The sequence below is a fragment of the Arenivirga flava genome (assembly GCF_030161575.1).
In the GTDB taxonomy this organism is placed as follows: Bacteria; Actinomycetota; Actinomycetes; order Actinomycetales; family Microbacteriaceae; genus Arenivirga; species Arenivirga flava.
Genome location: NZ_BSUL01000001.1, coordinates 1706040 through 1726998, shown reverse-complemented (window position 1 = coordinate 1726998; position 20959 = coordinate 1706040). Strand labels below are relative to the sequence as shown.

The following is a 20959-nucleotide window of genomic DNA, read 5'->3' as shown; positions in this document are numbered from 1 at the left end:
GAAGGATTCCCATCATGACGCTCACCCTGACCGAGAACGCGACCAACGTCGTCAAGACCATCGTCGAGCAGAACCCCGGCACCGAGACCGGCGGGCTCCGCATCGACGGCGCCGACCGCGGCCCCACTGACTTCGCGCTGTCGCTCGTGCCCGAGCCGCTCGAGGCCGACACGGTGGTGGAGGAGGGCGGCGCCCGCGTCTTCCTCGAGCCCACCGCGGCGCAGGTGCTCGATGACAAGGTGCTGGATGCGCAGGTCGAGCAGGACGGCTCCGTGCGCTTCGCCATCGGCGTGCAGGAGGCCTGAGCAGGCTTCGGAAGGGGCGTCGGACCGGATGGTCCGGCGCCCCTTTTCGTCGCCTCGATTGACTGTTAACAATTAGACACATAAGCTGCGACCGACGTCCTCGAAGAGAGAGAGAACCACGTGAGCCTCGACGCCGAGCGGATCGCCTGCTCCACGATCACCCTGCGCCACCTGCCGCTCGACCTGGCGCTGGCCACCATCGCCGACCTCGGCTTCCGGGTCATCGACCTCGGCGCGCTGCCGGGCGTCTGCGACCACGTGCCGTACGTGCTCGACGAGGCCGCAGTGGAGCAGGTCGCCGCGACCGTGAACGCGTCAGGCCTGCGGGTGCGCTCCATCAACGCCGACGTCGGCGACCTCAACGCCGTGCTCGACGACGAGGCCCGCGCCGCCCGCGAGCAGCACGTGCACCGTCTGCTCGACCTCGCCGTCGCGATCGGCTCCGACGCGCTCGTGCTGCCGAACGGCCGCCAGTCCCACGACGCCGTCGAGAGCTTCGAGGCCGACCTCGACCGGGTCGTCGAGCAGCTCACCTGGATCGACGGTCTCGCTCGCGACCGCGGCATCGAGCTCTGGGTCGAGGCCCCGCACTTCTTCCGCTTCCTCTGGGACGAGGAGCGCTCCGCGGCGCTCTACGAGCGGCTGCCCGACTCGATCGGCGCCGTCTGCGACGTCAGCCACATCGTCGCCAGCGGGGGCACGCCGCGCGCCTTCCTGGACCGCTTCGGCGACCGCACGCGCCACGTGCACCTGCGCGACGCCGAACGGGGCTACATCCACCACTCCATCGGCAACGGCCAGGTCGATTTCGCCGACCTCGCCGCATCGCTGACGGAGCACCGCTACGAGGGCGTGCTCGCCCTCGAGCTCGAGACCCGCGACGTGGAGGACGACGACCGCCCCGCGGCCGCACGCGCCGCGGGCGAACTGGTCTCCCACCTGCTCGACGCCGCGAAGGCCTGAACACCGCACCGAATCGAACGACCGAGGAACACACCATGACCCAGAACACCGCCGACGCCGGCATCCGCACCGTCATCGTCACCGGAGGCGGCTCGCCGCGAGGCATCGGCCGCGCCACCGCGCGCCGCGTCGCGCGCGACGGCTTCGCCGTCGCCGTCATCGACCTCGACGGCGCCGCGGCCGAGGAGACCGCGCGCCTCGTCGCCGAGGAGTTCGGCGTGCCCACGATCGGCGTCGCCGCGAACGTCACCGACGAGGCGAGCGTCGACGCGGCCGTGTCGGCCATCGAGGCCGCGCTGCCGCCCGTCAGCGGCCTGGCGAACATCGCCGGCATCACCTCGCCCGTGCCCTTCTTCGACACCACGCTCGACGAGTGGAACCGCGTCATGGGCATCAACGCGACCGGAACCTACGTCGTCACCAAGCGCGTCGCGCAGGGCATGGTCGAGCGCGGCCACGGCCACATCGTCAACATGTCGTCGGTCTCCGCGCAGCGCGGCGGCGGCGTCTTCGGCAAGGTGCCCTACTCGGCCGCCAAGGCCGCGATCCTCGGCTTCACCCGCGCCCTGGCCCGCGAGCTCGGCCCCACCGGCGTCACCGTCAACGCGGTCACGCCCGGCGTCGTGAGCACCGACATCCGCGCCGGCGCCACCACCGACGAGCTCGAGGCCAAGCTGGCCGCCGACGTGCCCCTGGGCCGCCAGGCGACCGCCGACGACATCGCGAACCTCTTCGCGTTCCTGCTCAGCGACGAGTCGGCCTACATCACCGGCTCGACGTACGACATCAACGGCGGCTCGCACATCAACTGAGCCCGCCCGCTCCCCGAGGGCCCCGACCGCACCCGCGGCCGGGGCCCTCGCGCCTCACCGCCGCATCCCGCATCCCTTCCTCCCGTCTCCGCAGATCGGCGTGTTCCTGCCGCTCTGTGCCGTGGGGAGCATCAGGAAGATGCCGATCTGAGGAGAGACGAGGGGAGCGCGGCACCTTCGGGCACGCATCCTGCCGAGCTAGGGTCGGTCGGATGAGCGAGGCAGCAGGCGCCGACCGAGCCGAGGAGCAGCGAGCGGATGCGCCCGCACGCCCCGATCGCACCCTGCGCCTCGTCGCGCTCGTCCTGGCCGGCTTCGCGCTCGTCGGCCTCGTCTACAACCTCGTCGCCACGATGCGCACCCTCGACCGCTACCCCGGCGCGCGCTTCTGGGAGGTGCTGCTCGCCACCAGCGGGGACGACCCGTTGAGCACGGCGTGGTTCACCGCGATCGTCTGGACGCCGGCGATCCTGACCGCGCTCGCGGCGGCCCTCCTGCTGCTCTCGCTCCTGCCGGCGCTGCGCAGCCGCGGGGCCGCCCGTCGCTGAGCGCACGGACACGGCGAAACTCCACGACGGTGCCCGGATCCGCGTGACCGCGGGCCTACAGTGGCACCCATGCGCCGTGCCGAACGCCGAGTGGAAGACGACGACCAGACGGTCGGCCATCCGCTGCACCTCGGCGGAGGCCGGCTGCGGGTCAAGCCCGACGCCGTCAGCTGGGCAGACGAGGAGTACACCCCCGTGAATGTCGCCGAGCCCGTGTGGGCCGCCTGGCGCGAGGAGCTCGCCGCCGTCGGCGGAACGAGCCCGTTGCTGCACTTCGAGGACACCCCCCGCACCGGCATCGAGCTCGGAACCACCCACCCGGGCGGGCTCGCGCAGTTCATCACCGGCCGTCCCACCCTGCTCTCGAGCCTGCTGCGCGACGACCGCGCCTTCGCCGCCGCCACCGCCGCCGCCGAGGAGATCGCCGCGAAGGGCCACGAGCTGGCCACCACCCGCGGCATCGACAGCGTGCACCTGGGCATCGGCATGGCCGAGTGGCGGCACGAGGGCGAGCAGTTCCGCGGGCCGATCCTGCTGCGTCCGCTCGCGCTGCGCCGCTACGGTCACGACTTCGAGCTGACCCTGCGCGGCACCGCCAAGCTGAACCCCGCGCTCGCGGCGGCGCTGGCCGAGCAGTACGGCATCGAGATCGACCCGAAGGCCTTCGTCGCCCTCACCGAGCAGGGCTCCTCGTTCAGCCCGAACCCCATCATCGACCGGCTGCGCGGCCTCACCGCGCACCTCGGCTTCTTCGCGGTGCAGCCGCGCCTCGTCGTCTCCTCCTTCGCGGATGCGGGGGCGGCGTTGGCCGCCGACGTCACGGCTCCCGCGCATCCGGTGCTCGACGCGCTCGCGGGCAACCCCTCCGCCAAGTGGGCCGTCACCGAGAGCCGCCTGCCGGCCGACGTGGTGCCCAGCGACGAGCGCGAGCCGGGGCTCGACACCCTGCTGCTCGACGCGGACCCGGAGCAGGAGGAGGCGGTCGCGCACATCGCCGCCGGCAACTCCCTCGTGCTCACCGCGCTGCCGGGCACCGGCGCGACGCAGACCGTCGTCAACGCCATCGGCGCGCTCGTCGCGGCGAACAAGCGCGTGCTCGTCGTCAGCCCCCGGCGGGCGAGCCTGCAGGGACTCGTGCGCCGCTTCAGCGACATCGGTCTGCCCGGTGTCGGGGCGCCGACCGGCGAGCCGCGCCGCGCGGTGCTGCGCGGCATCTCGCGCAACGAGAAGGCGAAGCGTCCGCAGCTGGCCGAGGTCGACAACGCCCTCGTGCGCCTGCGCGGCGTGCTGCTCGAGTACCGCCGGGCGCTCACGCCGAAGGACCCCGGCATGGGCGTGTCGGTGCTCGAGTGCCTGCAGGAGCTCAGCCGGCTCGCGCTGCTGCCCGATCCGCCCACGACCACGGCGCGCCTGCCGCGCCGCACCCTCGAGGCGCTCGCCACCGACCGTGCCGCCGTCGCCCGGGTGCTCAGCGAGCTCGCCGACCTCGGCGAGTTCCGCTTCGGCCCGCGCGACTCGGCCTGGCACGGCGCCGACTTCGGCAGCGCCGAGCAGGCCATCGAGGCTCACCGCACGGTGAGCCGCCTCGCGAACGGCGGGCTGCAGGAGCTGCTCGACCTCGCGCGCCCGGTCATCGCCGAGAGCCGCATGCGCCCCTTCGGCACCATCCAGGAGCTCGGGCAGTACCTGTCGCTCCTCGCCGGCATCCGCGACACCCTCGACCGGTTCCAGCCCGTCGTCTTCGACCGGTCCCTCGGCGAGCTCATCGCCGCCACCGCCCCGCGCCGCGACGGCGGCGACATGTCGGGCGGCAACCGGCGCCGGCTCAAGAAGCTCGCCCGCGAGTACCTGCGCCCGGGCGTGCACGTCGGCGATCTGCACGGGTTCCTCGTCGAGATCCAGCAGCAGCGCCAGCTCTGGCAGCGCTACGCGCGCGCCGGCGTCGAGCCGCAGGTGCCCACGGGCATCGCGGACGTCTACCGCGCCTACCAGCAGATGCAGCAGGACCTCTCGGCGCTCGACGGTCCGCTGGGCCTCCACGGCGACGAGGTGCTCACGGCGATGCCGCTCGCGGAGCTGCAGGCCCGTCTCGACGCGCTGGCGGCGGACGAGGAGGCGCTGGCCAACCTGCGCGAGCGCAGCGCCCTCGCCCGCGAGCTGCACGGCATCGACCTCGCCGACCTGCTCGACGACTTCGCGGCCCGCCGCATCGAGGGCCCGCGCGTGGCGGGCGAGCTCGAACTGGCCTGGTGGAAGTCGGCGCTCGAGTCGCTGCTGCAGAGCGAGCGCGCGCTGCTCGGCGCCAACACGAGCGTGCTCGACCGGCTCGAGGCCGACTTCCGGCTCGTCGACGAGGCGCACACCGCCGGCAGCGCGCAGCTGCTCGCGTGGCAGCTCGCCGAGAACTGGAAGCTCGGTCTCGTCGACTGGCCCGAGGAGGCCGCCAAGCTCAAGCAGCTGCTGCGCGGCGACGCCGTCGACGCCGACGAGCTGCACCGCGCGGCACCGCACCTCACCCGCTTCCTCGCCCCGGTCTGGCTCGCCTCGCCGTACGAGGTGCCGCTGCTGCCCGAGGGCATGGGCTTCGACGCGGTCGTGCTGCTCGACGCTGGCTCGATGAGCCTCGCCGAGACCGTGCCCGCCATCCGCCGCTCCCGTCAGGTGGTCGTGGTCGGCGACCCGGTGACGCAGGCCGCACGACCGTTCCGCATCGCCGTCGGCGAGGTGCCGGCCGCCGCCGAGGACTTCGCGCTGCAGGCGCCGGATGCGGAGCCCGAGGAGGAGGTCGCCGAGACCCCCGAGGAGCACTCCGCCTACAGCGCGCTCGCCGCGCTCCTGCCGCAGCGCGAGCTCACCCGCAGCTACCGCGCCGGCGGCGACGACCTCGCCGGGCTCGTGAACCGCCGCTTCTACGGCGGACGCATCGCGGCGCTCCCGTGGGCCGGTTCCTTCCTCGGCCACGACAGCATCGGCCTCGAGCTGCTGCGCGACGGCTCGGGCATGCCCGACTCGATCTCCGGCGCGGTCGAGAGCCCCGACGCCGAGCTGGGCCGGGTCGTCGCGCTCGTGCTCGAGCACGCCCGCCAGCGCCCGAACGAGTCGCTCATGGTCGTCACCGCGAGTCGCAAGCACGCCGCCCGCCTGCAGCGCGAGGTCACCACGGCGCTGCGAGCCCGCAGCGAGCTCGTCGACTTCCTCGTGCGCGACCGCGCGGAGCCCTGCTCATCGCGACGCTCGAGCAGGCCGTGGAGCAGAGCCGCGACCGCGTGATCTTCTCGATCGGCTATGGCCGCACGCCCCACGGCCGTCTGCTCAGCGAGTTCGGCGCGCTCGGCGGCCCCGAGGGCGAGCGCCTGCTCGCCGTCGCCATGACCCGGGCCCGGCGCGGCATGGTCATCGTGAGCGCCTTCAAGCCCGAGCACGTCGAGGAGCACCGGATGGGCCGCGGCGTCGTGCTGCTGGCCGAGATCCTGCGGGAGATCCAGTCGCGCGGCGGCGAGGCGCCCCTGCAGGACGACAGCGACCCGATGCTCACCGACCTCGCCCGGCGACTCGAGCAGCGCGGTCTGCGCACGGCGCTCGGCTACCGCGGCGCGCTGGGTCTCGTCGTCGGCTACCGCGACAAGGGCCTCGTCGTCGAGAGCGACCGCGCGCTCGGCGAGGGGAGCCTGCGCGAGGTGCTGCGCCAGCGCCCCGAGCAGCTGCGGCGCCTCGGCTGGTCCTACGAGCGTGTGCACTCCTTCGAGCTCTTCGCCGACCCCGACGCGGTCGCCGACCGCATCGCGCAGGCGCTCGGCGCGGCCGGCCGCAGCGACACGCAGCCGGTGCCCGCGCTGCCGGGCGCGTGACCGGGGCGGACCGCCCCGACGCCCGAGCGGATGCGCCGACCGGCGACACCGCGGACGTGACGGAGCCGGCCGCGCCGGCGCCCGCATCCGCTCTCCCCGTCGAGGAGGGGCAGGCACCGCGCCCGCGCCGGCCGAACCGCCGCGTGCGCACCGAGCCGGTGCCGGGCAGCGACCCGAACCCCGCGCCGGAGCCGCGGCGCCACTCGTCCTCCGAGAACGACGAGCGCCTGCGCGCCGACAAGCCGCCGCACTGGGGCTGAGCGCGCGCGCCGGGCGCTACGCGCTCTCGGACTTCTTGCGATCGTTGTGCGCCGACTGCAGCAGGTCGCGGATCTCGACGAGCAGCTCGGTGTCGGTCGGCGGGGCCGGCTCGACGACGGCCGGCTCCTCGGCCTTCTTGCGGAACTGCACCTTCTTCAGGTAGTTCATCGGCACGATCAGGGCGAAGTAGACGACCGCCGCGACCATGATGAACTGGATGATCGCCGAGATGACGATGCCGTAGCCGAGCTCCGGAGCATTGCGGCCCATGCCGAGCGGCACGGTAGCGGCGGCAAGGTCTCCCGTGTCGAAGAGCAACGCGAGCACCGGATTGATGATGCCGGTGACGAATCCGTTCACGATCGCCGTGAACGACGCCCCGATGACCACCGCCACCGCGAGCTCGATCACGTTGCCGCGGAGGATGAAGTCCTTGAATCCCTTGAGCACGGTCATGTCTCCTTGCTTCCGTTCGATCTCAGCTGCTGGACGAGGCGCTGGTGGAACCGCTGCTCGAGCTCTTCGCCGCGGGCTTCGAGCCCGACGAGGACGACCCCGACCCCGACGAGGACGATCCCGACGACGAGCGCGAGTCGGTGCGGTAGAACCCGGAGCCGTTGAACGTCACGCCGACCGCGCTGAAGATCTTGCGCAGCCCGCCGCCGCAGGCGGGGCAGACCGTCAGGCTCGCGTCCGAGAAGGACTGCTGGATGTCGAAGGCGTTCTCGCAGACGGTGCAGCGATAAGAGTACGTGGGCACGGCGTTCTTCCGGGTGGGAGGGGGATGGAGCTGGTCAGAGGGCGCGCACGGCGCTCGGGGTCACGACCCCGTCGACCGGCTGGTCGTGGGGTTCGCTCGGTACGACGTCGACGAACTCGCTGTCGAAGACGACTGCGTAGGCGGGCGGACGGCGCTCCATCGAGCCGAGGGTCTTGTCGAAGTAGCCGCGACCCCAACCGAGCCGCATGCCGCTCGCATCGACGCTGGCGGCGGGCACGAGGATCAGGTCGACCTCGTCGATCGCGAAGGGGCTGAGCACCTCGCCGACGACCTCCGGCAGGCCGAACAGGCCCTCGCGCTCGCTCTCACCGTCGCCGACCGCCCAGTCGAGCAGGCCGTCGTCGCGGGTGATCGGCAGCAGCACGCGGATGCCCTGCTCGTGCGCCCAGTTGAGGAAGGGGCGCACGTTCGGCTCGTCCGTGGAGGAGAGGTACGCCGACAGACTGCGGGCGCCCGTCGCGGCGACCAGCTCGCGCAGCCGCTCGCCGAACTGCTCGGTGGCGTGCTCGCGCTCCGTCACGGTCATCGTGCGGCGTCGCTCGCGGAGCTCCGCGCGCAGGGCGCGCTTCTCGGCGTGGATGTCCGGCGACATGCCGCCCATCCTAGGGGCGAGCGGATGCGAGCAGCGCGAGGGTGAGCGGATGCGGGCCGAGCGCGCGCCGCATCCGCCGGGTGCATCCGCTCGCCGCTGCGCCGGCCCCGCCGCCTGCCGCGGACGGGGGCCGCCTTGTAGGGTGTGCCCATGACTGAACGTGTGACCAAGGCAGTGATCCCTGCCGCCGGGCTCGGCACCCGCTTCCTGCCCGCCACCAAGGCCATGCCGAAGGAGATGCTGCCGGTCGTCGACAAGCCGGCCATCCAGTACGTCGTCGAGGAGGCCGTGAACTCCGGCCTGACCGACGTGCTCATGATCACGGGGCGCAACAAGAACGCCCTCGAGAACCACTTCGACCGCATGACCGAGCTCGAGGCGACCCTCGCGGCCAAGGGCGACACGGCCAAGCTCGAGAAGGTGAACTACTCCACCGAGCTCGCCGACATGCACTACGTGCGCCAGGGCGACCCCAAGGGACTCGGCCACGCGGTGCTGCGCGCCAAGATGCACGTCGGCCACGAGCCCTTCGCGGTGCTGCTCGGTGACGACATCATCGACGAGCGCGACCCGCTGCTCACCCGCATGCTCGAGGTCGCCGAGGGCAAGGGCGCCACCGTCGTGGCGCTGCTCGAGGTCGACCCCGCCGTCGCGCACATGTACGGCGTCGCCACCGTCGAGGCGACCGACGAGGACGACGTGGTCAAGGTCGTCGGCCTCGTCGAGAAGCCGGCTCCGGGCACCGCGCCCTCCAACTACGCGATCATCGGCCGCTACGTGCTGCAGCCCGAGATCTTCGAGGTGCTCGAGCGCACCGAGCCGGGCAAGGGCGGCGAGATCCAGCTGACGGACGCGATGCTCGAGCTCAGCGACAAGGACATCGCCGGCGGCGTCTACGGCGTCGTGTTCCGGGGTCGCCGCTACGACACCGGCGACCGCCTCGACTACATCAAGGCGATCGTGCAGCTCGCCAGCGAGCGCGACGACCTCGGCAAGGAGCTCAAGCCCTGGCTGCGCGACTTCGCCGCCGGCCTGGAGTAAGCGCCCCCTCCGGCGTCGACGAGGGGACGCGATCCTGTACATCCCGACCCTGAGCGAGGGCTCGGTCACCCTGCGGCCCATCCGGTTGCGGGACGCCCGGGCCCTCGAACGTGAGCTCGCAGCGAACCGCACGTGGCTGCGCCGCTGGGAGGCGACCAGCCCGCACGCGACCTTCGGGGTCGACGTGCGCAGCAGCATCCGCTCGCTCCTCGGCGGCGCCCGCAACGGCACCGGCATGCCGTTCGCGATCGAGGTCGACGGCGAGTTCGCCGGGCAGCTCAACGTGTCGTCGATCAGCTACGGGTCGCTCGCCTCGGCGAGCATCGGCTACTGGGTGGCTGAGCGCTTCGCCGGTCGCGGCGTCACCCCCACGGCGGTGGCGCTCGCGACCGACCACTGCTTCGCCGGCGTCGATCTGCACCGGATGGAGATCTGCATCCGCCCCGAGAACGGGCCCAGCCTGCGCGTGGTCGAGAAGCTCGGCTTCCGCTACGAGGGCCTGCGCCGCCGCTACATCCACATCGACGGCGACTGGCGCGATCACTTCTGCTTCGCGCTGGTGCGCGAGGAGATCCCCGAGGGCGTACTGCGGCGCTGGCGTCAGGGCGCTGCGCCAGCGGACGCCGGACGGGTGCCCGACGCGGACGTCCGCCGCGCGCAGCGCCCGTTCGGGTCGGACTCGGCGTAATCACCGCTGCGCCCCGGCGCGGCGGACGGCGCCGGGCGCGTCGCGCTCGTACGCTCCACCCATGGGAGATTCACTGGGGGGCGGGGTCATCATCGCCGTGGCGGCCGTGCTGTGGCTCGCCTACCTGCTGCCCAGCTGGTACCGCCGTCGGGAGTACCTGTCGACCGAGCGCAACGCGGTGCGGCTGCAGCAGACCATCCGGGCGATGGCCGGCACCGCCGCCCCGCTCGACGAGCTGCCCGCCGAGCGGCAGGCGCGCGAGCTCGCCGCCCGACGCAAGGCGCTGCAGGAGGAGCTGAAGCGCACCGAGGCCGTCGCACGCGCCGAGCGGATGCAGCGCGAGCGCATCGGCAAGCGCGGCGAGCCCGTTCCCAGCGAGGCGACCCGCATCGCCGCACGCAAGGCGTCCGCCGCGAGCCTCGCCGCCGCCCAGCGCTCGGCGCAGGAGGTCTCGCAGGTCTCGCACGACCAGGCCGCGAAGCTGCGCCGCCGCAGCCGCCTGGTCACCTCCGTCTTCCTGCTCGCCTCCGTGATCGCCGCGGTCGTGGGCGGCGTGCAGCTGGCGCTCGGCGCCGGCTGGCTGCTGCTCGCCGCGGGCGCGACGGGCGCGGTGCTCGCGCTCGTGACGCTGCGCCGCATGGCCAGCGTCGCCGCCCGGGCCCGATCGCGCCGCGGCGGCACCGCTCCGGTCGCGCGCCCGAAGGGGCGCCGCATCGTGCTCAGCGACCCGCTGCCGCAGCAGGAGGAGGACGAGGACCGCAGCTGGACCCCGACCGAGGTGCCCAAGCCGCTGTACCTCAGCCGCACCGAGGTGCTGCCGAAGCCCGTGGCGGTGCCGCGCCCGGTCGTGCAGGAGCGGCCCGCGGCACCGGCGGCGCCCGCCAGGCCCGCGCCCGCTGCCGCGACCGCCGTGCCCGCGGACCCGCAGGACGAGCTGCGCCAGGCCGCCCTCGCCGCGGAGCGCGCGCTGCGCGCCGCCCACCGCGAGCCGGAGGTGTCGCCCTTCGGTGCACCCGGCGGCATGCCCGACCTCGACGCGGTGCTGCGCCGCCGCTCGACCGGCTGACGCAGCAGCGTGCACGACGACCCTCGCGGAGGTGCTAGGGTTGACGAGTTCACGGGCCCTTGGCGCAGTTGGTAGCGCGCCTCGTTCGCATCGAGGAGGTCAGGAGTTCGAATCTCCTAGGGTCCACCGAGAACACAGGAAGGCCCCGCTTCGGCGGGGCCTTCCGTCGTTTCCGGCGGTGCTCGCCCCGCCCTCGAGCGACGGACCGGCGCCCCACCGGGAGGCGCCTCGATAGGGTCGCTTCCAGGACCGTCCGTGGAACGCGGAGCGCCGTGACCGCGGCGGCCCTCGCCGTCGTGCTGCTGGCCAGCGCCTGCACCGCCCAGGCCGAGGACGAGCGGCCGGCGCCCGTGCGCCCGAGCCCGTCCGCGAGCCCGACTGCCGACGTGGCCGACGTCGCCGCGGTGCCCAGGTTCGCACCCGGCGAGATCCCGCCGGTGCCGCTCATCCGCATCCCCGATCTGAGCCTGCTCGATGCGGCCGTCGCCGCGCCGGCGCAGGCGCTGCAGCGCACGCTGACGGAGCGGCCCGGCCTGAGCTTCTCGCCCGCGCGCTGCGAGAGCGGAGGCGTCGTCGCGAGCGGGCAGAGCGGCGGGTTACCCTACGGGGACACGATCGTGAACTCCGGCGACGGCAGCGGCACCTTCACCCTCAATGGCGTCGACGTCGTCGTCGGCGGCGACCGCAGCGGCGTATGGAGCGACGGCACGACCAACGTGGTCGTGGGCGGCGACGGCAGCGGCACGTACAACGACCTGGAGGGCTCGATCGTGACCGGCGGCGACGGGTTCGGCACCTCGGCGCACCGGGGTGCCTCGATCGTCGTGAACGGCGACGGCAGCGGCACCTACGCCGTCGACGACGTGACCATCGTGAACAACGGCGACGGCTCGGGCACCTACTCGGATCGCGACATCACGATCGTCAACAACGGGGACGGCACAGCGGTAGAGAACGGGGCGCTCGTCGACGCCGAGCCGGTGGCGCCGGTGGCCTCGGTCGGCAGCTTCCCGTCGATGGGGTCGCTGGCGCCGGTCGAGTCGTGCGGCGTCACCATCACGCTCGAAGACGCGGTGCTCTTCGACTTCGACCGGTACGAGCTGCGACCCGACTCGGTCGACGTGATCCGCGAGCTCGCCGCCGCGCTGCAGGAGTCGGGTTCCACGAACCTCGTCGTGAGCGGCCACACGGATGCGATCGGCACCGACGCGTACAACCAGCGGCTCAGCGAGCAGCGAGCGGATGCGGTGGCCCGGGGCCTCCGCGAAGCGGGCGTGACCGCCGCGATCGATGCGCGCGGTTTCGGCGAGAACGAGCCCGTCGCGCCGAACGAGCTGGACGGCCAGGACAACCCCGCGGGGCGCCAGCTGAACCGGCGCGTCGAGATCGTGGTGCCGAGCGCCTGAGCAGACCCTCGCGTCAGGCGAGCGCGTGCAGCGCCGCGATGGCGCCCAGCGGATCGGAGGGGTCGGCTGCAGCACGACGTCCGTCACCCCGGCCGCGCCGAGCGCCGCCAGGCGCTCCCGAACGCGCTCGGGGGAGCCGGCCAGCGCGAGCTCGGCGACCCACGCATCCGGCAGCCGTTCGGCGAACTCCTGCGGCCCGGCGGACGATGCGCGCAGCGCACGGAACTCGTCCGCGAACGGCAGGTCGACGAGGTGCGGTGCCCAGTCGGGCTCGCCGATCCAGGCGAGCGCAGGGCGCGCCCGCGCGAACGCGGCGGCCTCGTCGGCGTCGACGCTGGCGACGTTGTAGGCGACGAGCCGGTGCGGCCCGGGAGCGGCGATGGCGGCGAGCGCCGCCGCGGCGTACTGCGGCGTGACCGGCTCGGCCAGCACGGTGCCGTCGGCGACGCGGCCGGCGGCGGCCAGCGACTTGGGTCCGCGCACGCCGGCGAGCAGCTGCGGCACCGCGGCGGGCACCGCGGAGGCATCGAGCCGCACGCCCTCGAACTCCTCGCCGCCGAGCAGGCCGCGCACCGCGGTGAACGTGCGCTCGAGCAGCGCCAGCGGCCGCTCGGGCCAGGCGCCGACCTGGCGCAGCCAGCCCGGCATGCCGTGGCCTATGCCGGCGTCGAGGCGACCGGGGAACAGCTGCTCCAGCGTGGCGAGCTCCATGGCGAGGAACGCGTGGTTGCGCACCGCGGCGGGCAGGATGCCGATGCCCACCCGCAGGGTCGTCGTGGCGGCGAGCACGGCGGCGGCCTGCGCGATGCCGCCGCGGAAGCCGAGGTCCTCCACCACCCATAGCTCGGCAGCGCCGGCGGCCTCCGCACGGCGCGCGGCGTCGAGCATCTCGGCGGCGGGCAGGTCGCGGGGCAGCAGCACGCCCAGCGCAGGTCGGTCGGTCATCGTCGACTCCTTCTCGTCACCCTCAGTCTGGCAGGGCTCAGCCCTCGCCCGGCCAGACGTACTCGAGGTCGTCCGGGTCGTGCGGGAAGCGCTCGCGGTAGAACTCGGGGTCCTTCGCGAGCAGCTTCGAGCGGTGCGACCGATGCACCTCCGGCCGCGCCCACCACGCGGGCATCGGGATGCGACCGGCGCGGTAGTCCTCGCCGTCGCGCGCATCCGCATCCAGCGTCTCGAGGGTCTTCGCGCGGCAGGTGTCCGCGAAGCCGCGGCGGGCCCACTCGTCGCAGCAGGCGTCCTGGTAGGCCATGAGCGCCGGGCGGTGCCCCCGCCACATCGCCACCGCCGGGTGGTGCCGCCAGCCGTAGCCCTCGATGGTCAGCGCCCGCATCACCTGCAGCGTCTCGACCCGCTGCTTGCCGAGGCGGCGGTCGTCGAGGGCCTGCGCCGAGGCCGCGAGATCCGGGAACGGCACGAAGGTCTGCATCCGTCCACGCTGCCCGCGGCGGCTGCGGGGGAGAGCGGATGGGGGTGGGCGCGCCCTGAGCGTCACAGTCCGTCATCCGCCCGCGCATCCGCTCGGTCCCGCGTAGCGTCGGAGCACGCCGTTCGGAACGAGAGGAGTCGGCATGCCCCGCATCGCGATGATCTCTGTGACGGACGAGCGCATGGGCCGCGAGTCCTACCAGGCCCTCGCCGACGGACTCGACGCCTCCTTCACCGGCCTCGCGGAGGCGAGCGGATGGACGGTCGACCGCCTCGCCGCGGGCGTGCTCGGCGAGCGCGGACTGCAGCGGGCCGTGGCCGGCACCGACGCGATCGTGCTCATGGGCGGCGAGGACGTGCATCCCTCCTTCTACGGCGGCGACCTCGAGTACGAGGGCGGCGGCGTGCACGAGGAGCGGGCGGATGCGGCGCAGATCGCGCTCGTGCACCGCGCCCTCGAGACCGGCACCCCGCTGCTCGGCATCTGCCGCGGCCAGCAGCTCGTGAACGTCGCGCTCGGCGGTGGGCTGCACCAGCACATCGGCTTCGAGGGGCTGCACCGCCAGCACCCCGAGACCGGCGGCATGGTCGAGCACGGCCTCGCGGTCGTCACCGGCGGCGCGCTCGACGGCCTCGCGCTGCGCCCGGTGCGCAGCAGCCACCACCAGGCCGTCTCGACGCTGGGCGCCGGTCTGCGCGTCGCGGCGACCGCCGAGGACGGCGTGGTCGAGGCGCTCGAGCACGAGTCGGGCTCGCTGGTGACGGTGCAGTGGCACCCGGAGCACCCGCTCGGCGACGCGGCGGGTCTTGCGGCGCTGCTCGGGCTGCTGGCCCGCGAGCGCGTGCTCGCGGCGGCCTGAGCCGAGCGCACGCGCGGTCACTCCGTCAGCCGAGCCGCTCGGCGACGGCCTCGATGGTCGCGACGACGACCGCGCGGTCGAGCGGGCGGCGCTCCCACTGCTGGTGCATCGAGAGGCCCTCGATGAGCGCGTCGATGCCGCGGCACGCGGCCGGCGAGAAGTGCAGCGAGAGGCTCTCGTGGCTGCGGCGCAGCCAGGCGAGGTTGATCGCCGCCACGCGCTCGTCGTGGTTCGCGTGCGCGTGCATCTCCCAGATGACCACCATCTCGCGCGAGCCGACGTAGTCGACGCCGCAGATGAGCTCGGCCACCGCCTCGCACGCCGCACGCCGGTCGGGCGCGCGCTCGAGCGACTCGCGGTAGATCGACGCCTTGCGCTCGCTGAAGCGCTGGAAGGCCTGGGCCAGCAGGTCGGCGAGCCCGTCGAAGTAGTAGGTCACCGAGCCCAGCGGCACCCCGGCGGCGTCCGCGACGCGGCGGTGCGTCGTCCGCGGCACGCCGTGGTCGGCGATCACCTCGATCGCGGCGTCGAGGATCCGCTCCCGGCGCTGCGGGTCGTTCGCGCCGCGCGGGGTGCCGCTCATCGGCCCACCCGGCCGGTCGGCGCATCCGCTCGTGTTCGCATCCCCTCCATCGTAGAGCGGATGCGCGGGAGTGTGTACATTTGTACACATCATGAGCACCACCACCCTCGACCGCGCCGACCTGCGCCGCCGCAACGCCCTCTTCGCGCTCTTCCTGCTGCCCGGCCTCGGCCTCGCCTCGTGGGTCACCCGCACGCCCGACGTGCGCGACCTGCTCGGCGTCTCGACAGCCGAGATGGGGCTCGTGCTCTTCGGCCTGTCGGTCGGCTCGATGATCGGCATCCTCGGCTCCGGGGCGCTCGTGTCGCGCTTCGGCACCCGGCCCATCGTCATCCTCGGCGTGACCGGGCTCGTCGTGTCGCTACCCGTGATCGGCACGGGCGGCGCGCTCGGTGCGCCGGTGCTCGTCGCGCTCGGCCTCGCCATCTTCGGCTTCGGCATGGGCGCCGGCGAGGTGGCCATGAACGTGGAGGGCGCGGAGGTCGAGCGCCGGCTCGCGCGATCCGTGCTGCCCGCGCTGCACGGCTGCTTCAGCCTCGGCACGGTCATCGGCGCCGTCATCGGCATGAGCCTCACCGCGCTCGCGTTCCCGGTGCTGTGGCACCTCGGTTCGGTCTCCGTCCTGGCCGTCGTCGTGCTGCTCATCGCCATCCGCTCCGTGCCGGTCGGCTTCGGCAAGGGAGCCCCGCGGGAGCGCGGCGCCCGGCGCGACCCGGCGGCCCGCGTCGTGCTGTGGCGCGACCCGCGCCTGCTCGCGATCGGCGGCATCGTGCTGGCCATGGCCTTCGCCGAGGGCGCCGCCAACGATTGGCTGCCGCTGCTCATGGTCGACGGCCACGGCTTCGACGCCGCACTCGGCTCGGCCGTGTTCGCGGTCTTCGCCGCCGCGATGACCATCGGGCGCTTCACTGGCGGCTTCTTCATCGCGCGCTTCGGCCGCGCCGCGGTCATGCGGGTCAGCGCGATCGCCGGGGCGATCGGCATCGCGCTCGTCGTCTTCGCCGACCACCCCTTCGTCGCCGCGGCGTCGGTGCTGCTCTGGGGCCTCGGCGCCTCGCTCGGCTTCCCGGTGGCGATCTCGGCCGCCGGGGACAGCGGTCCGGTCGCGCAGTCGGCGCAGCGCGTGGCGCAGGCCGCGGTGGTCGGCTACCTCGCGTTCCTGGTGGGGCCGCCGCTGCTCGGTCTGCTCGGCGAGGAGTTCGGGCTGCGCCTGGCCATGGTCGTCGTGCTGGTGCTCGTCGCCGGCGCGGTGCTGCTCGCCCCGGCGGTGGGCGAGACGCGGCGCGGCGCCGCCGGGACCACGGCGCCGTCTGCGCCCGGTGATGCGCCCGGTGATGCGCCCGCCGCTGATGCGCCCGCCGGTGACGTTCCCGCTGGAGAGGCTCCCGCCGGCAACGGTCCCGCCGGTGACCGCAACGGCTGACGTCGCGCCTCGCCCGCGCTCGGACGGGCTGCTCGCACGACTCAGCACCGGAGCGACGACTCAGGCCCTTCGTCGGTGCTGAGACGTCGCGACGATGCTGAGTCGTCGCTGGGGCGACGCCGCGGTCGGTGGCGTGCGCAGACCCGGGCGGGCGCGGCTCCCATGTCGGCGGTCCGATCTACGCTCCTCTCGGAGGTGGATCGCATGCCCGAGAGCGTGCTGCAGTGGTGGGCGCGTCGCCAGCGCGTCACCGGCGCTGCCGTGCCCTACGAGTCCGGGCGCTTCAGCGAGTTCTGGTCGGGCTACCGGCGCGTGCTCGCCGTGTACGAGCCCGAGCGCAACCACGGCCTGCTGCTCTCGCAGGTGCCGCTCGCCGCCGACGTCTACCTCGTCTTCAACTGCTTCCTGGGCCACGAGTGGGTCGCCACTCCGCAGGAGCAGCGCGACCGTTCCGGCCGCGACCGCAGAGGCCGCGACACCACCTGCCCCGAGTGCTCCCGACGCACGCTCATGGCCGGGCCCTCGCGCTACGGCGCACCGGTCGGCGGTACGGCGGATGCGGAGCGAGCGGATGCGCTGCGGGTGCACGACGAGCGCGCCGCGGCCCGGCGCCGCGAGCTCGCCAGGTCGGCGGCGGAGGCGGCGTCCGAGGCGGGTGCCGGCGTATGGCGGGTGCCGGCGTCCGGAGACGCCGCTCCTGAGCGGCACGCGCCATCCGCTCGTGGTCCGCGGGCTCGTGAGTCGCCGGTCGACCCGACGGGTGCCGCGAGGCTCACCGGTCGGCGCGGCACCGCCCCGGTGGCCGGGCCCTCCTCGCCGCTGCACCCGGCGCATCCGCTCGGCTCGGCGATCCGCTGCGCTCCGGTGGCTCGGGCATCCCGCTTCCGGCGAAGCCGCTCCGTGCGGTCGGGTCCCGCCGTCGGCGCTCCGCGCCGGTTCCCGGGGGCCCGCCCGGCGAGGCCTTCGTCGACCCGAAGGCGACGCGGCTCGGTACCTCGGCGGCCGAGGGCGAGCTGCGCCGGCGCCTCGCCGAGGTGCTCGACCAGAACCTCGAGTTCAACGCCGTACGGGTGGCGCAGCCGTTCCACGACCGGCTCCACGTCTGGCCCGACGTGATCCTGCCCGATCTCAGGATCGCGCTCGAATGGGACACGACCGGGCGCATCGGCGACGAGCACGTCGGGCACCGCGAGCGCAGCGACCGGCTCAAGGACCGACTGCTGCGCCGGGTCGGTTGGGAGGTCGTCCGACTGCGCGGCGAGGGGCTCCGGCCGATCGGGCCGTACGACCTCGACGCCAGGGGCGTGTCCGGAGCCTTCGTCGAGCGCATCGTCGACCGCTGCTGCGAGATCCGCGGCGAGCTCTTCGTCACCGCGTACCGACGGTGACACCCTGCATCGCGCTGACCCTCCACCTTGATGCCACCCTCCACCCCGCTGCCGCGGGTCACCCGCGCTGGCGCGAGCGACCCGCCGACACCCCTCGCCGCGGACCCGCCTGATCGCGAACCCCGCATCCGCCGGGGCCGGGTCGACAGCCGGCTGGATGCGAACCCCTGGAACGGCCTCGCCCATCCGCTCGACGCGATTGCGGGCCCGCACGCCCCGCCGGGCGTCCTAGCGTCACGGCATGCCCCACGACATCGACCGCATCGCCCGCGAACGCTTCGGATGGGACGAGCTGCGCCCGGGCTAGCGCGACGCGGTCGAGGCGCTGGTCGACGGGCACGATGCGCTCGTGGTGATGCCGACCGGCCACGGCAAGTCCGCGATCTACCAGCTGGCCGGCGCGCTGCTGCCGGGGCCGACGCTCGTGGTCTCGCCCCTCATCGCCCTCCAGCAGGACCAGGTGCGCAGCCTGGAGCACGAGGGCGGCGCGCTCGACGCCGTGGCGGTCAACTCGTCGCAGTCCGAGGCGCAGAACGAGGAGGCGTGGGCCGCGGTCGCCGACGGCGCCGAGTTCCTGTTCCTCAGCCCCGAGCAGCTGGCGAACGACGAGGTGCTCGAGCGCGTGCGCGGTGCCGGCATCTCGCTGTTCGCCGTCGACGAGGCGCACTGCGTGTCGGCCTGGGGCCACGACTTCCGCCCCGACTACCTGCGGCTCGGCGAGGTGGCCGAGGCCATCGGGCGCCCGCCGGTGCTCGCGCTCACGGCGACCGGTGCGCCGCCGGTGCGCGAGGAGATCGTGAACGCGCTGCGCCTGCGCGACCCGAGGGTGCTCGTGCGCGGCTTCGACCGTCCCAACATCCGCCTCGACGTCGTGCGGCACGCCGACGCCGACGAGCAGCACGCGGCCATCGTGCAGCAGGCGGCCTCGCTCGAGGGCACCGGCCTGCTCTACGCGGCCACCCGCAAGGCGACCGAGACGTTGACCGCGGCCCTGCGCGAGCGGGGCGTCGACGCCGAGACCTATCACGCCGGTCTGCGCAGCGCCGAGCGGCAGCGGGTGCACGAGCGCTTCGCCGATCCGGACGACCGCTTGGTCGTCGTCGCCACCAGCGCCTTCGGCATGGGCATCGACCGAGCGGATGCGCGCTTCGTGATCCACGCATCCGCTCCGGAATCGCTGGAGGAGTACTACCAGGAGATCGGACGTGCCGGCCGCGACGGCGGACCGGCGATCGCGACCCTGCACTACCGCGAGGAGGATCTGGGGCTGAAGAGCTTCTTCCAGTCGTCCAAGGTCGATGCGCGGAGCCTGCGGGCCCTGCTGCGCGCGACCCGCGAGGCCGGCGGCGAGGGGCGCCGCAGCGACCTGGCCGGGGCGGCGGCGATCCCCGCCCGCCGGGCGACGTCGCTGGGCAATCAGCTCGAGGCGGCGGGGATCGCCGAGCTCGACGGCCCGCGGCTGCGCCTCGTGGACGACCCGGGCGACCAGGCGATCCGGGACCGCCTCGTCGAGGACGCCGCACGCCGCGAGCGCATCGGGCGCTCGCGGCTGGCGATGATGCGCGCGTACGCCGAGACGCGCGACTGCCGTCGCCGCGTGCTGCTCGGCTATTTCGGCGACGAGCTCGAGCAGCCCTGCCGCAACTGCGACACCTGCGACTCGGGCGCCGCGGACGAGACCGAGCGGCCCGACGACCGTTTCGCCCCGGGCGACGAGGTCGAGCACGCCGAGTGGGGGCCGGGCACGGTGCTGCGCGTCGAGGCCGACCGCCTCGTGGTCTTCTTCGAGCACGAGGGCTACCGGCAGCTGTCCATCGCCGCCGTGGATGCACGGGGGCTGCTGGGCGCGGACTCCGCGTCCTGACCGCATCCGCTCGATCCGGCGAGGGTTGACGCACCTGACGAGAGGAGCTGCGATGAGCGGCGAGACACTGGGCGGCAAGCCCGAGGACGGCAGCACGGCGAGCAAGGATCCGGCGGACTGGGTCACCGGCGACGAGCCGATGACGGGCGCGCAGCGGAGCTACCTCGACACGCTGGCCCGCGAGGCGGGCGAGGAGCTCTCCGCCGACCTCACCAAGGCCGAGGCGTCCGAGCACATCGAGCGGCTGCAGGCCAGCACCGGGCGCGGCGACGCATGACCGGCGCCGCGATCGTCACGGGCGCCGACTCCGGCATCGGCCGGGCGATCGCGGTGGCGCTGGCCGAGGCCGGCCATGACGTGGGCGTCGCCTGGTACGCCGACGAGCAGGGCGCGCACGCGACGGCCGAAGAGGTCCGCTCGCTCGGCGTGCGCGCCGAGGTCGAGCGCTTCGACGCGACCGACCCCGAGCAGGCGACCGGGGCCATCGACGCCCTGGTCGAGCGGCTCGGCGGTCTCGCCGTCTTCGTGAGCAACGGCGGCGTCGCCGCCACCGCGCCGCTGCTCGACATGCCGTTCGAGGAGTGGCGGCGCGTGCTCGCGACCGATCTGGACGGCGCCTTCGTCGGCATCCAGCACGCCGCCCGGCACCTCGTGCGGCTGCATCGCGGCGGCCGGATCATCGCCACCGGCAGCGTGCAGTCGCACGAGCCGATGATGCGGATGACCGCCTACGGCGCCGCCAAGCACGGCCTGCGCGGACTCGTCGCAGGGGCGGCCCTCGAACTCGCCGAGCACGGCATCACCGTCAACGCCGTCGCGCCCGGGGAGATCGCCACCGCGATGACCGGACGGGAGGATGCGGAGCCCGCCGATGGCGCGCGCCCCGGCATCCCGCTGGGTCGCTCCGGCGACGCCCGCGAGGTCGCGGCGCTCGTCGCCTTCCTCGCCTCGCCCGCCGCCTCCTATATCACGGGGGCCTCGATCCCGGTCGACGGCGGCATGCTGCGGATGGGACCGGCCGGCGCCGCGGCGCTCACCGACAGCGCGTGGCGGAGCTGATCAACCGCTGAACGCGCGGACCCGGTAGACATGTCGGGTGAGC

22 protein-coding genes, 1 tRNA gene and 3 pseudogenes are annotated in these 20959 nt (G+C 73.9%); 20 read left to right on the top strand and 6 right to left on the bottom strand.

All coding sequences use genetic code 11. From position 1 onward, the window contains the following. The first annotated feature begins 14 nt into the window (after positions 1-14). The 7 genes from QQK26_RS08335 (at position 15) to QQK26_RS08305 (ending at position 6736) form a co-directional block, all read left to right on the top strand. Complete coding sequence (locus QQK26_RS08335) at positions 15-305, top strand: iron-sulfur cluster biosynthesis family protein (protein WP_284231786.1); 291 nt, start codon at positions 15-17, stop codon at positions 303-305. Between the two features lie 120 nt (positions 306-425). Next, positions 426-1268, top strand: a complete 843-nt coding sequence (locus QQK26_RS08330; protein WP_284231785.1) for a sugar phosphate isomerase/epimerase family protein — start codon at positions 426-428, stop codon at positions 1266-1268. A 35-nt stretch (positions 1269-1303) separates the two neighbouring features. After that, positions 1304-2080, top strand: coding sequence for an SDR family NAD(P)-dependent oxidoreductase (locus QQK26_RS08325; protein WP_284231784.1), 777 nt, complete (start codon positions 1304-1306; stop codon positions 2078-2080). 212 nt (positions 2081-2292) lie between these two features. Then, a complete protein-coding gene (locus QQK26_RS08320) occupies positions 2293-2628 on the top strand; it encodes a hypothetical protein (RefSeq protein WP_284231783.1) in 336 nt (111 codons plus the stop codon). A gap of 69 nt (positions 2629-2697) precedes the next feature. Next, the gene (locus QQK26_RS08315; RefSeq protein WP_284231782.1) at positions 2698-5898 is read left to right on the top strand and encodes a DEAD/DEAH box helicase family protein; all 3201 of its coding nucleotides are present in this window, start codon (positions 2698-2700) and stop codon (positions 5896-5898) included. Next, a complete protein-coding gene (locus QQK26_RS08310) occupies positions 5874-6476 on the top strand; it encodes a hypothetical protein (RefSeq protein ID WP_284231781.1) in 603 nt (200 codons plus the stop codon). Before QQK26_RS08315 ends, QQK26_RS08310 begins: the two co-directional genes overlap by 25 nt. Then, the gene (locus QQK26_RS08305; RefSeq protein ID WP_284231780.1) at positions 6473-6736 is read left to right on the top strand and encodes a hypothetical protein; all 264 of its coding nucleotides are present in this window, start codon (positions 6473-6475) and stop codon (positions 6734-6736) included. The genes QQK26_RS08310 and QQK26_RS08305 overlap by 4 nt, the downstream gene beginning before the upstream one ends. 16 nt (positions 6737-6752) lie before the next feature. Here the strand turns inward: QQK26_RS08305 and mscL are convergent, their stop codons facing one another. The 3 genes and pseudogenes from mscL to QQK26_RS08290 all read right to left on the bottom strand — a co-directional run bounded on the left by mscL (position 6753) and on the right by QQK26_RS08290 (position 8110). Next, a complete protein-coding gene (gene mscL / locus QQK26_RS08300; RefSeq protein WP_348520001.1) occupies positions 6753-7193 on the bottom strand; it encodes a large conductance mechanosensitive channel protein MscL in 441 nt (146 codons plus the stop codon). 163 nt (positions 7194-7356) lie between these two features. Next, positions 7357-7497 (bottom strand): annotated as a pseudogene (locus QQK26_RS16225) (FmdB family zinc ribbon protein); the annotation flags it as partial. 34 nt (positions 7498-7531) lie between these two features. Beyond that, complete coding sequence (locus tag QQK26_RS08290) at positions 7532-8110, bottom strand: 5-formyltetrahydrofolate cyclo-ligase (RefSeq protein WP_284231778.1); 579 nt, start codon at positions 8108-8110, stop codon at positions 7532-7534. A 150-nt stretch (positions 8111-8260) separates the two neighbouring features. Here QQK26_RS08290 and galU point away from each other — a divergent pair, with 150 nt between their 5' ends. The 5 genes from galU to QQK26_RS08265 all read left to right on the top strand — a co-directional run bounded on the left by galU (position 8261) and on the right by QQK26_RS08265 (position 12311). Then, on the top strand, positions 8261-9151 hold the full coding sequence (gene galU, locus QQK26_RS08285) for a UTP--glucose-1-phosphate uridylyltransferase GalU (RefSeq protein WP_284231777.1): 891 nt from the start codon (positions 8261-8263) through the stop codon (positions 9149-9151). A gap of 49 nt (positions 9152-9200) precedes the next feature. Continuing rightward, the gene (locus QQK26_RS08280) at positions 9201-9839 is read left to right on the top strand and encodes a GNAT family N-acetyltransferase (protein WP_431308030.1); all 639 of its coding nucleotides are present in this window, start codon (positions 9201-9203) and stop codon (positions 9837-9839) included. Positions 9840-9900: 61 nt separating this feature from the next. Then, entirely contained in the window at positions 9901-10905 is a 1005-nt protein-coding gene (locus QQK26_RS08275) for a hypothetical protein (RefSeq protein ID WP_284231776.1), read from the top strand. A gap of 53 nt (positions 10906-10958) precedes the next feature. After that, positions 10959-11031 (top strand) — tRNA-Ala (locus QQK26_RS08270). Positions 11032-11177: 146 nt separating this feature from the next. Further along, on the top strand, positions 11178-12311 hold the full coding sequence (locus QQK26_RS08265) for an OmpA family protein (RefSeq protein WP_284231775.1): 1134 nt from the start codon (positions 11178-11180) through the stop codon (positions 12309-12311). A 141-nt stretch (positions 12312-12452) separates the two neighbouring features. On the opposite strand, the pseudogene QQK26_RS08260 reads toward QQK26_RS08265, so the two are convergent. Together QQK26_RS08260 and QQK26_RS08255 are read right to left on the bottom strand one after the other, a co-directional pair. Further along, positions 12453-13199, bottom strand: a pseudogene (locus QQK26_RS08260) (LLM class flavin-dependent oxidoreductase); the annotation flags it as partial. Between the two features lie 94 nt (positions 13200-13293). Next, positions 13294-13740: an MSMEG_6728 family protein gene (locus tag QQK26_RS08255; protein ID WP_284231774.1), complete on the bottom strand. Its 447-nt coding sequence runs from the start codon at positions 13738-13740 to the stop codon at positions 13294-13296. A gap of 142 nt (positions 13741-13882) precedes the next feature. On the opposite strand from QQK26_RS08255, the gene QQK26_RS08250 reads away from it, so the two are divergent. Beyond that, positions 13883-14599: a gamma-glutamyl-gamma-aminobutyrate hydrolase family protein gene (locus QQK26_RS08250; protein ID WP_284231773.1), complete on the top strand. Its 717-nt coding sequence runs from the start codon at positions 13883-13885 to the stop codon at positions 14597-14599. Between the two features lie 25 nt (positions 14600-14624). Here QQK26_RS08250 and QQK26_RS08245 read toward each other — a convergent pair whose 3' ends face one another. Beyond that, positions 14625-15182 carry a TetR/AcrR family transcriptional regulator gene (locus QQK26_RS08245; protein WP_284231772.1) on the bottom strand — a complete coding sequence of 186 codons (558 nt, stop codon included), beginning with the start codon at positions 15180-15182 and terminating at the stop codon, positions 14625-14627. 91 nt (positions 15183-15273) lie between these two features. Here QQK26_RS08245 and QQK26_RS08240 point away from each other — a divergent pair, with 91 nt between their 5' ends. The 7 genes and pseudogenes from QQK26_RS08240 (at position 15274) to QQK26_RS08215 (ending at position 20916) form a co-directional block, all read left to right on the top strand. Further along, positions 15274-16605, top strand: coding sequence for an MFS transporter (locus tag QQK26_RS08240; RefSeq protein ID WP_284231771.1), 1332 nt, complete (start codon positions 15274-15276; stop codon positions 16603-16605). A gap of 204 nt (positions 16606-16809) precedes the next feature. Further along, a complete protein-coding gene (locus QQK26_RS08235) occupies positions 16810-17721 on the top strand; it encodes a hypothetical protein (RefSeq protein ID WP_284231770.1) in 912 nt (303 codons plus the stop codon). Next, positions 17640-17993, top strand: a complete 354-nt coding sequence (locus tag QQK26_RS08230) for a hypothetical protein (protein ID WP_284231769.1) — start codon at positions 17640-17642, stop codon at positions 17991-17993. Before QQK26_RS08235 ends, QQK26_RS08230 begins: the two co-directional genes overlap by 82 nt. 322 nt (positions 17994-18315) lie before the next feature. Beyond that, positions 18316-19251: pseudogene (locus QQK26_RS16220) on the top strand (RecQ family ATP-dependent DNA helicase); the annotation flags it as partial. A gap of 210 nt (positions 19252-19461) precedes the next feature. After that, positions 19462-19857 (top strand): DUF3553 domain-containing protein, encoded by a 396-nt coding sequence (locus QQK26_RS16215; RefSeq protein WP_348520048.1) that lies wholly within the window; start codon positions 19462-19464, stop codon positions 19855-19857. Positions 19858-19909: 52 nt separating this feature from the next. Continuing rightward, positions 19910-20134, top strand: a complete 225-nt coding sequence (locus tag QQK26_RS08220; RefSeq protein WP_284231768.1) for a DUF3072 domain-containing protein — start codon at positions 19910-19912, stop codon at positions 20132-20134. Continuing rightward, a complete protein-coding gene (locus tag QQK26_RS08215) occupies positions 20131-20916 on the top strand; it encodes an SDR family oxidoreductase (protein ID WP_284231767.1) in 786 nt (261 codons plus the stop codon). Before QQK26_RS08220 ends, QQK26_RS08215 begins: the two co-directional genes overlap by 4 nt. The last annotated feature ends 43 nt before the right edge of the window (positions 20917-20959 follow it).

Excerpts from the sequence above, each read along its gene's own strand:
- QQK26_RS08290 (WP_284231778.1), bottom strand. The coding sequence starts at position 8,110 with ATGTCGCCGGACATCCACGCCGAGAAGCGCGCCCTGCGCGCGGAGCTC.
- QQK26_RS08325 (WP_284231784.1), top strand. The coding sequence starts at position 1,304 with ATGACCCAGAACACCGCCGACGCCGGCATCCGCACCGTCATCGTCACC.
- QQK26_RS08255 (WP_284231774.1), bottom strand. The coding sequence starts at position 13,740 with ATGCAGACCTTCGTGCCGTTCCCGGATCTCGCGGCCTCGGCGCAGGCC.
- QQK26_RS08240 (WP_284231771.1), top strand. The coding sequence starts at position 15,274 with ATGAGCACCACCACCCTCGACCGCGCCGACCTGCGCCGCCGCAACGCC.
- QQK26_RS08315 (WP_284231782.1), top strand. The coding sequence starts at position 2,698 with ATGCGCCGTGCCGAACGCCGAGTGGAAGACGACGACCAGACGGTCGGC.
- QQK26_RS08275 (WP_284231776.1), top strand. The coding sequence starts at position 9,901 with ATGGGAGATTCACTGGGGGGCGGGGTCATCATCGCCGTGGCGGCCGTG.
- QQK26_RS08215 (WP_284231767.1), top strand. The coding sequence starts at position 20,131 with ATGACCGGCGCCGCGATCGTCACGGGCGCCGACTCCGGCATCGGCCGG.
- QQK26_RS08235 (WP_284231770.1), top strand. The coding sequence starts at position 16,810 with ATGCCCGAGAGCGTGCTGCAGTGGTGGGCGCGTCGCCAGCGCGTCACC.
- QQK26_RS08335 (WP_284231786.1), top strand. The coding sequence starts at position 15 with ATGACGCTCACCCTGACCGAGAACGCGACCAACGTCGTCAAGACCATC.
- QQK26_RS08245 (WP_284231772.1), bottom strand. The coding sequence starts at position 15,182 with ATGAGCGGCACCCCGCGCGGCGCGAACGACCCGCAGCGCCGGGAGCGG.
- galU (WP_284231777.1), top strand. The coding sequence starts at position 8,261 with ATGACTGAACGTGTGACCAAGGCAGTGATCCCTGCCGCCGGGCTCGGC.
- QQK26_RS08250 (WP_284231773.1), top strand. The coding sequence starts at position 13,883 with ATGCCCCGCATCGCGATGATCTCTGTGACGGACGAGCGCATGGGCCGC.
- QQK26_RS08320 (WP_284231783.1), top strand. The coding sequence starts at position 2,293 with ATGAGCGAGGCAGCAGGCGCCGACCGAGCCGAGGAGCAGCGAGCGGAT.
- QQK26_RS08220 (WP_284231768.1), top strand. The coding sequence starts at position 19,910 with ATGAGCGGCGAGACACTGGGCGGCAAGCCCGAGGACGGCAGCACGGCG.
- mscL (WP_348520001.1), bottom strand. The coding sequence starts at position 7,193 with ATGACCGTGCTCAAGGGATTCAAGGACTTCATCCTCCGCGGCAACGTG.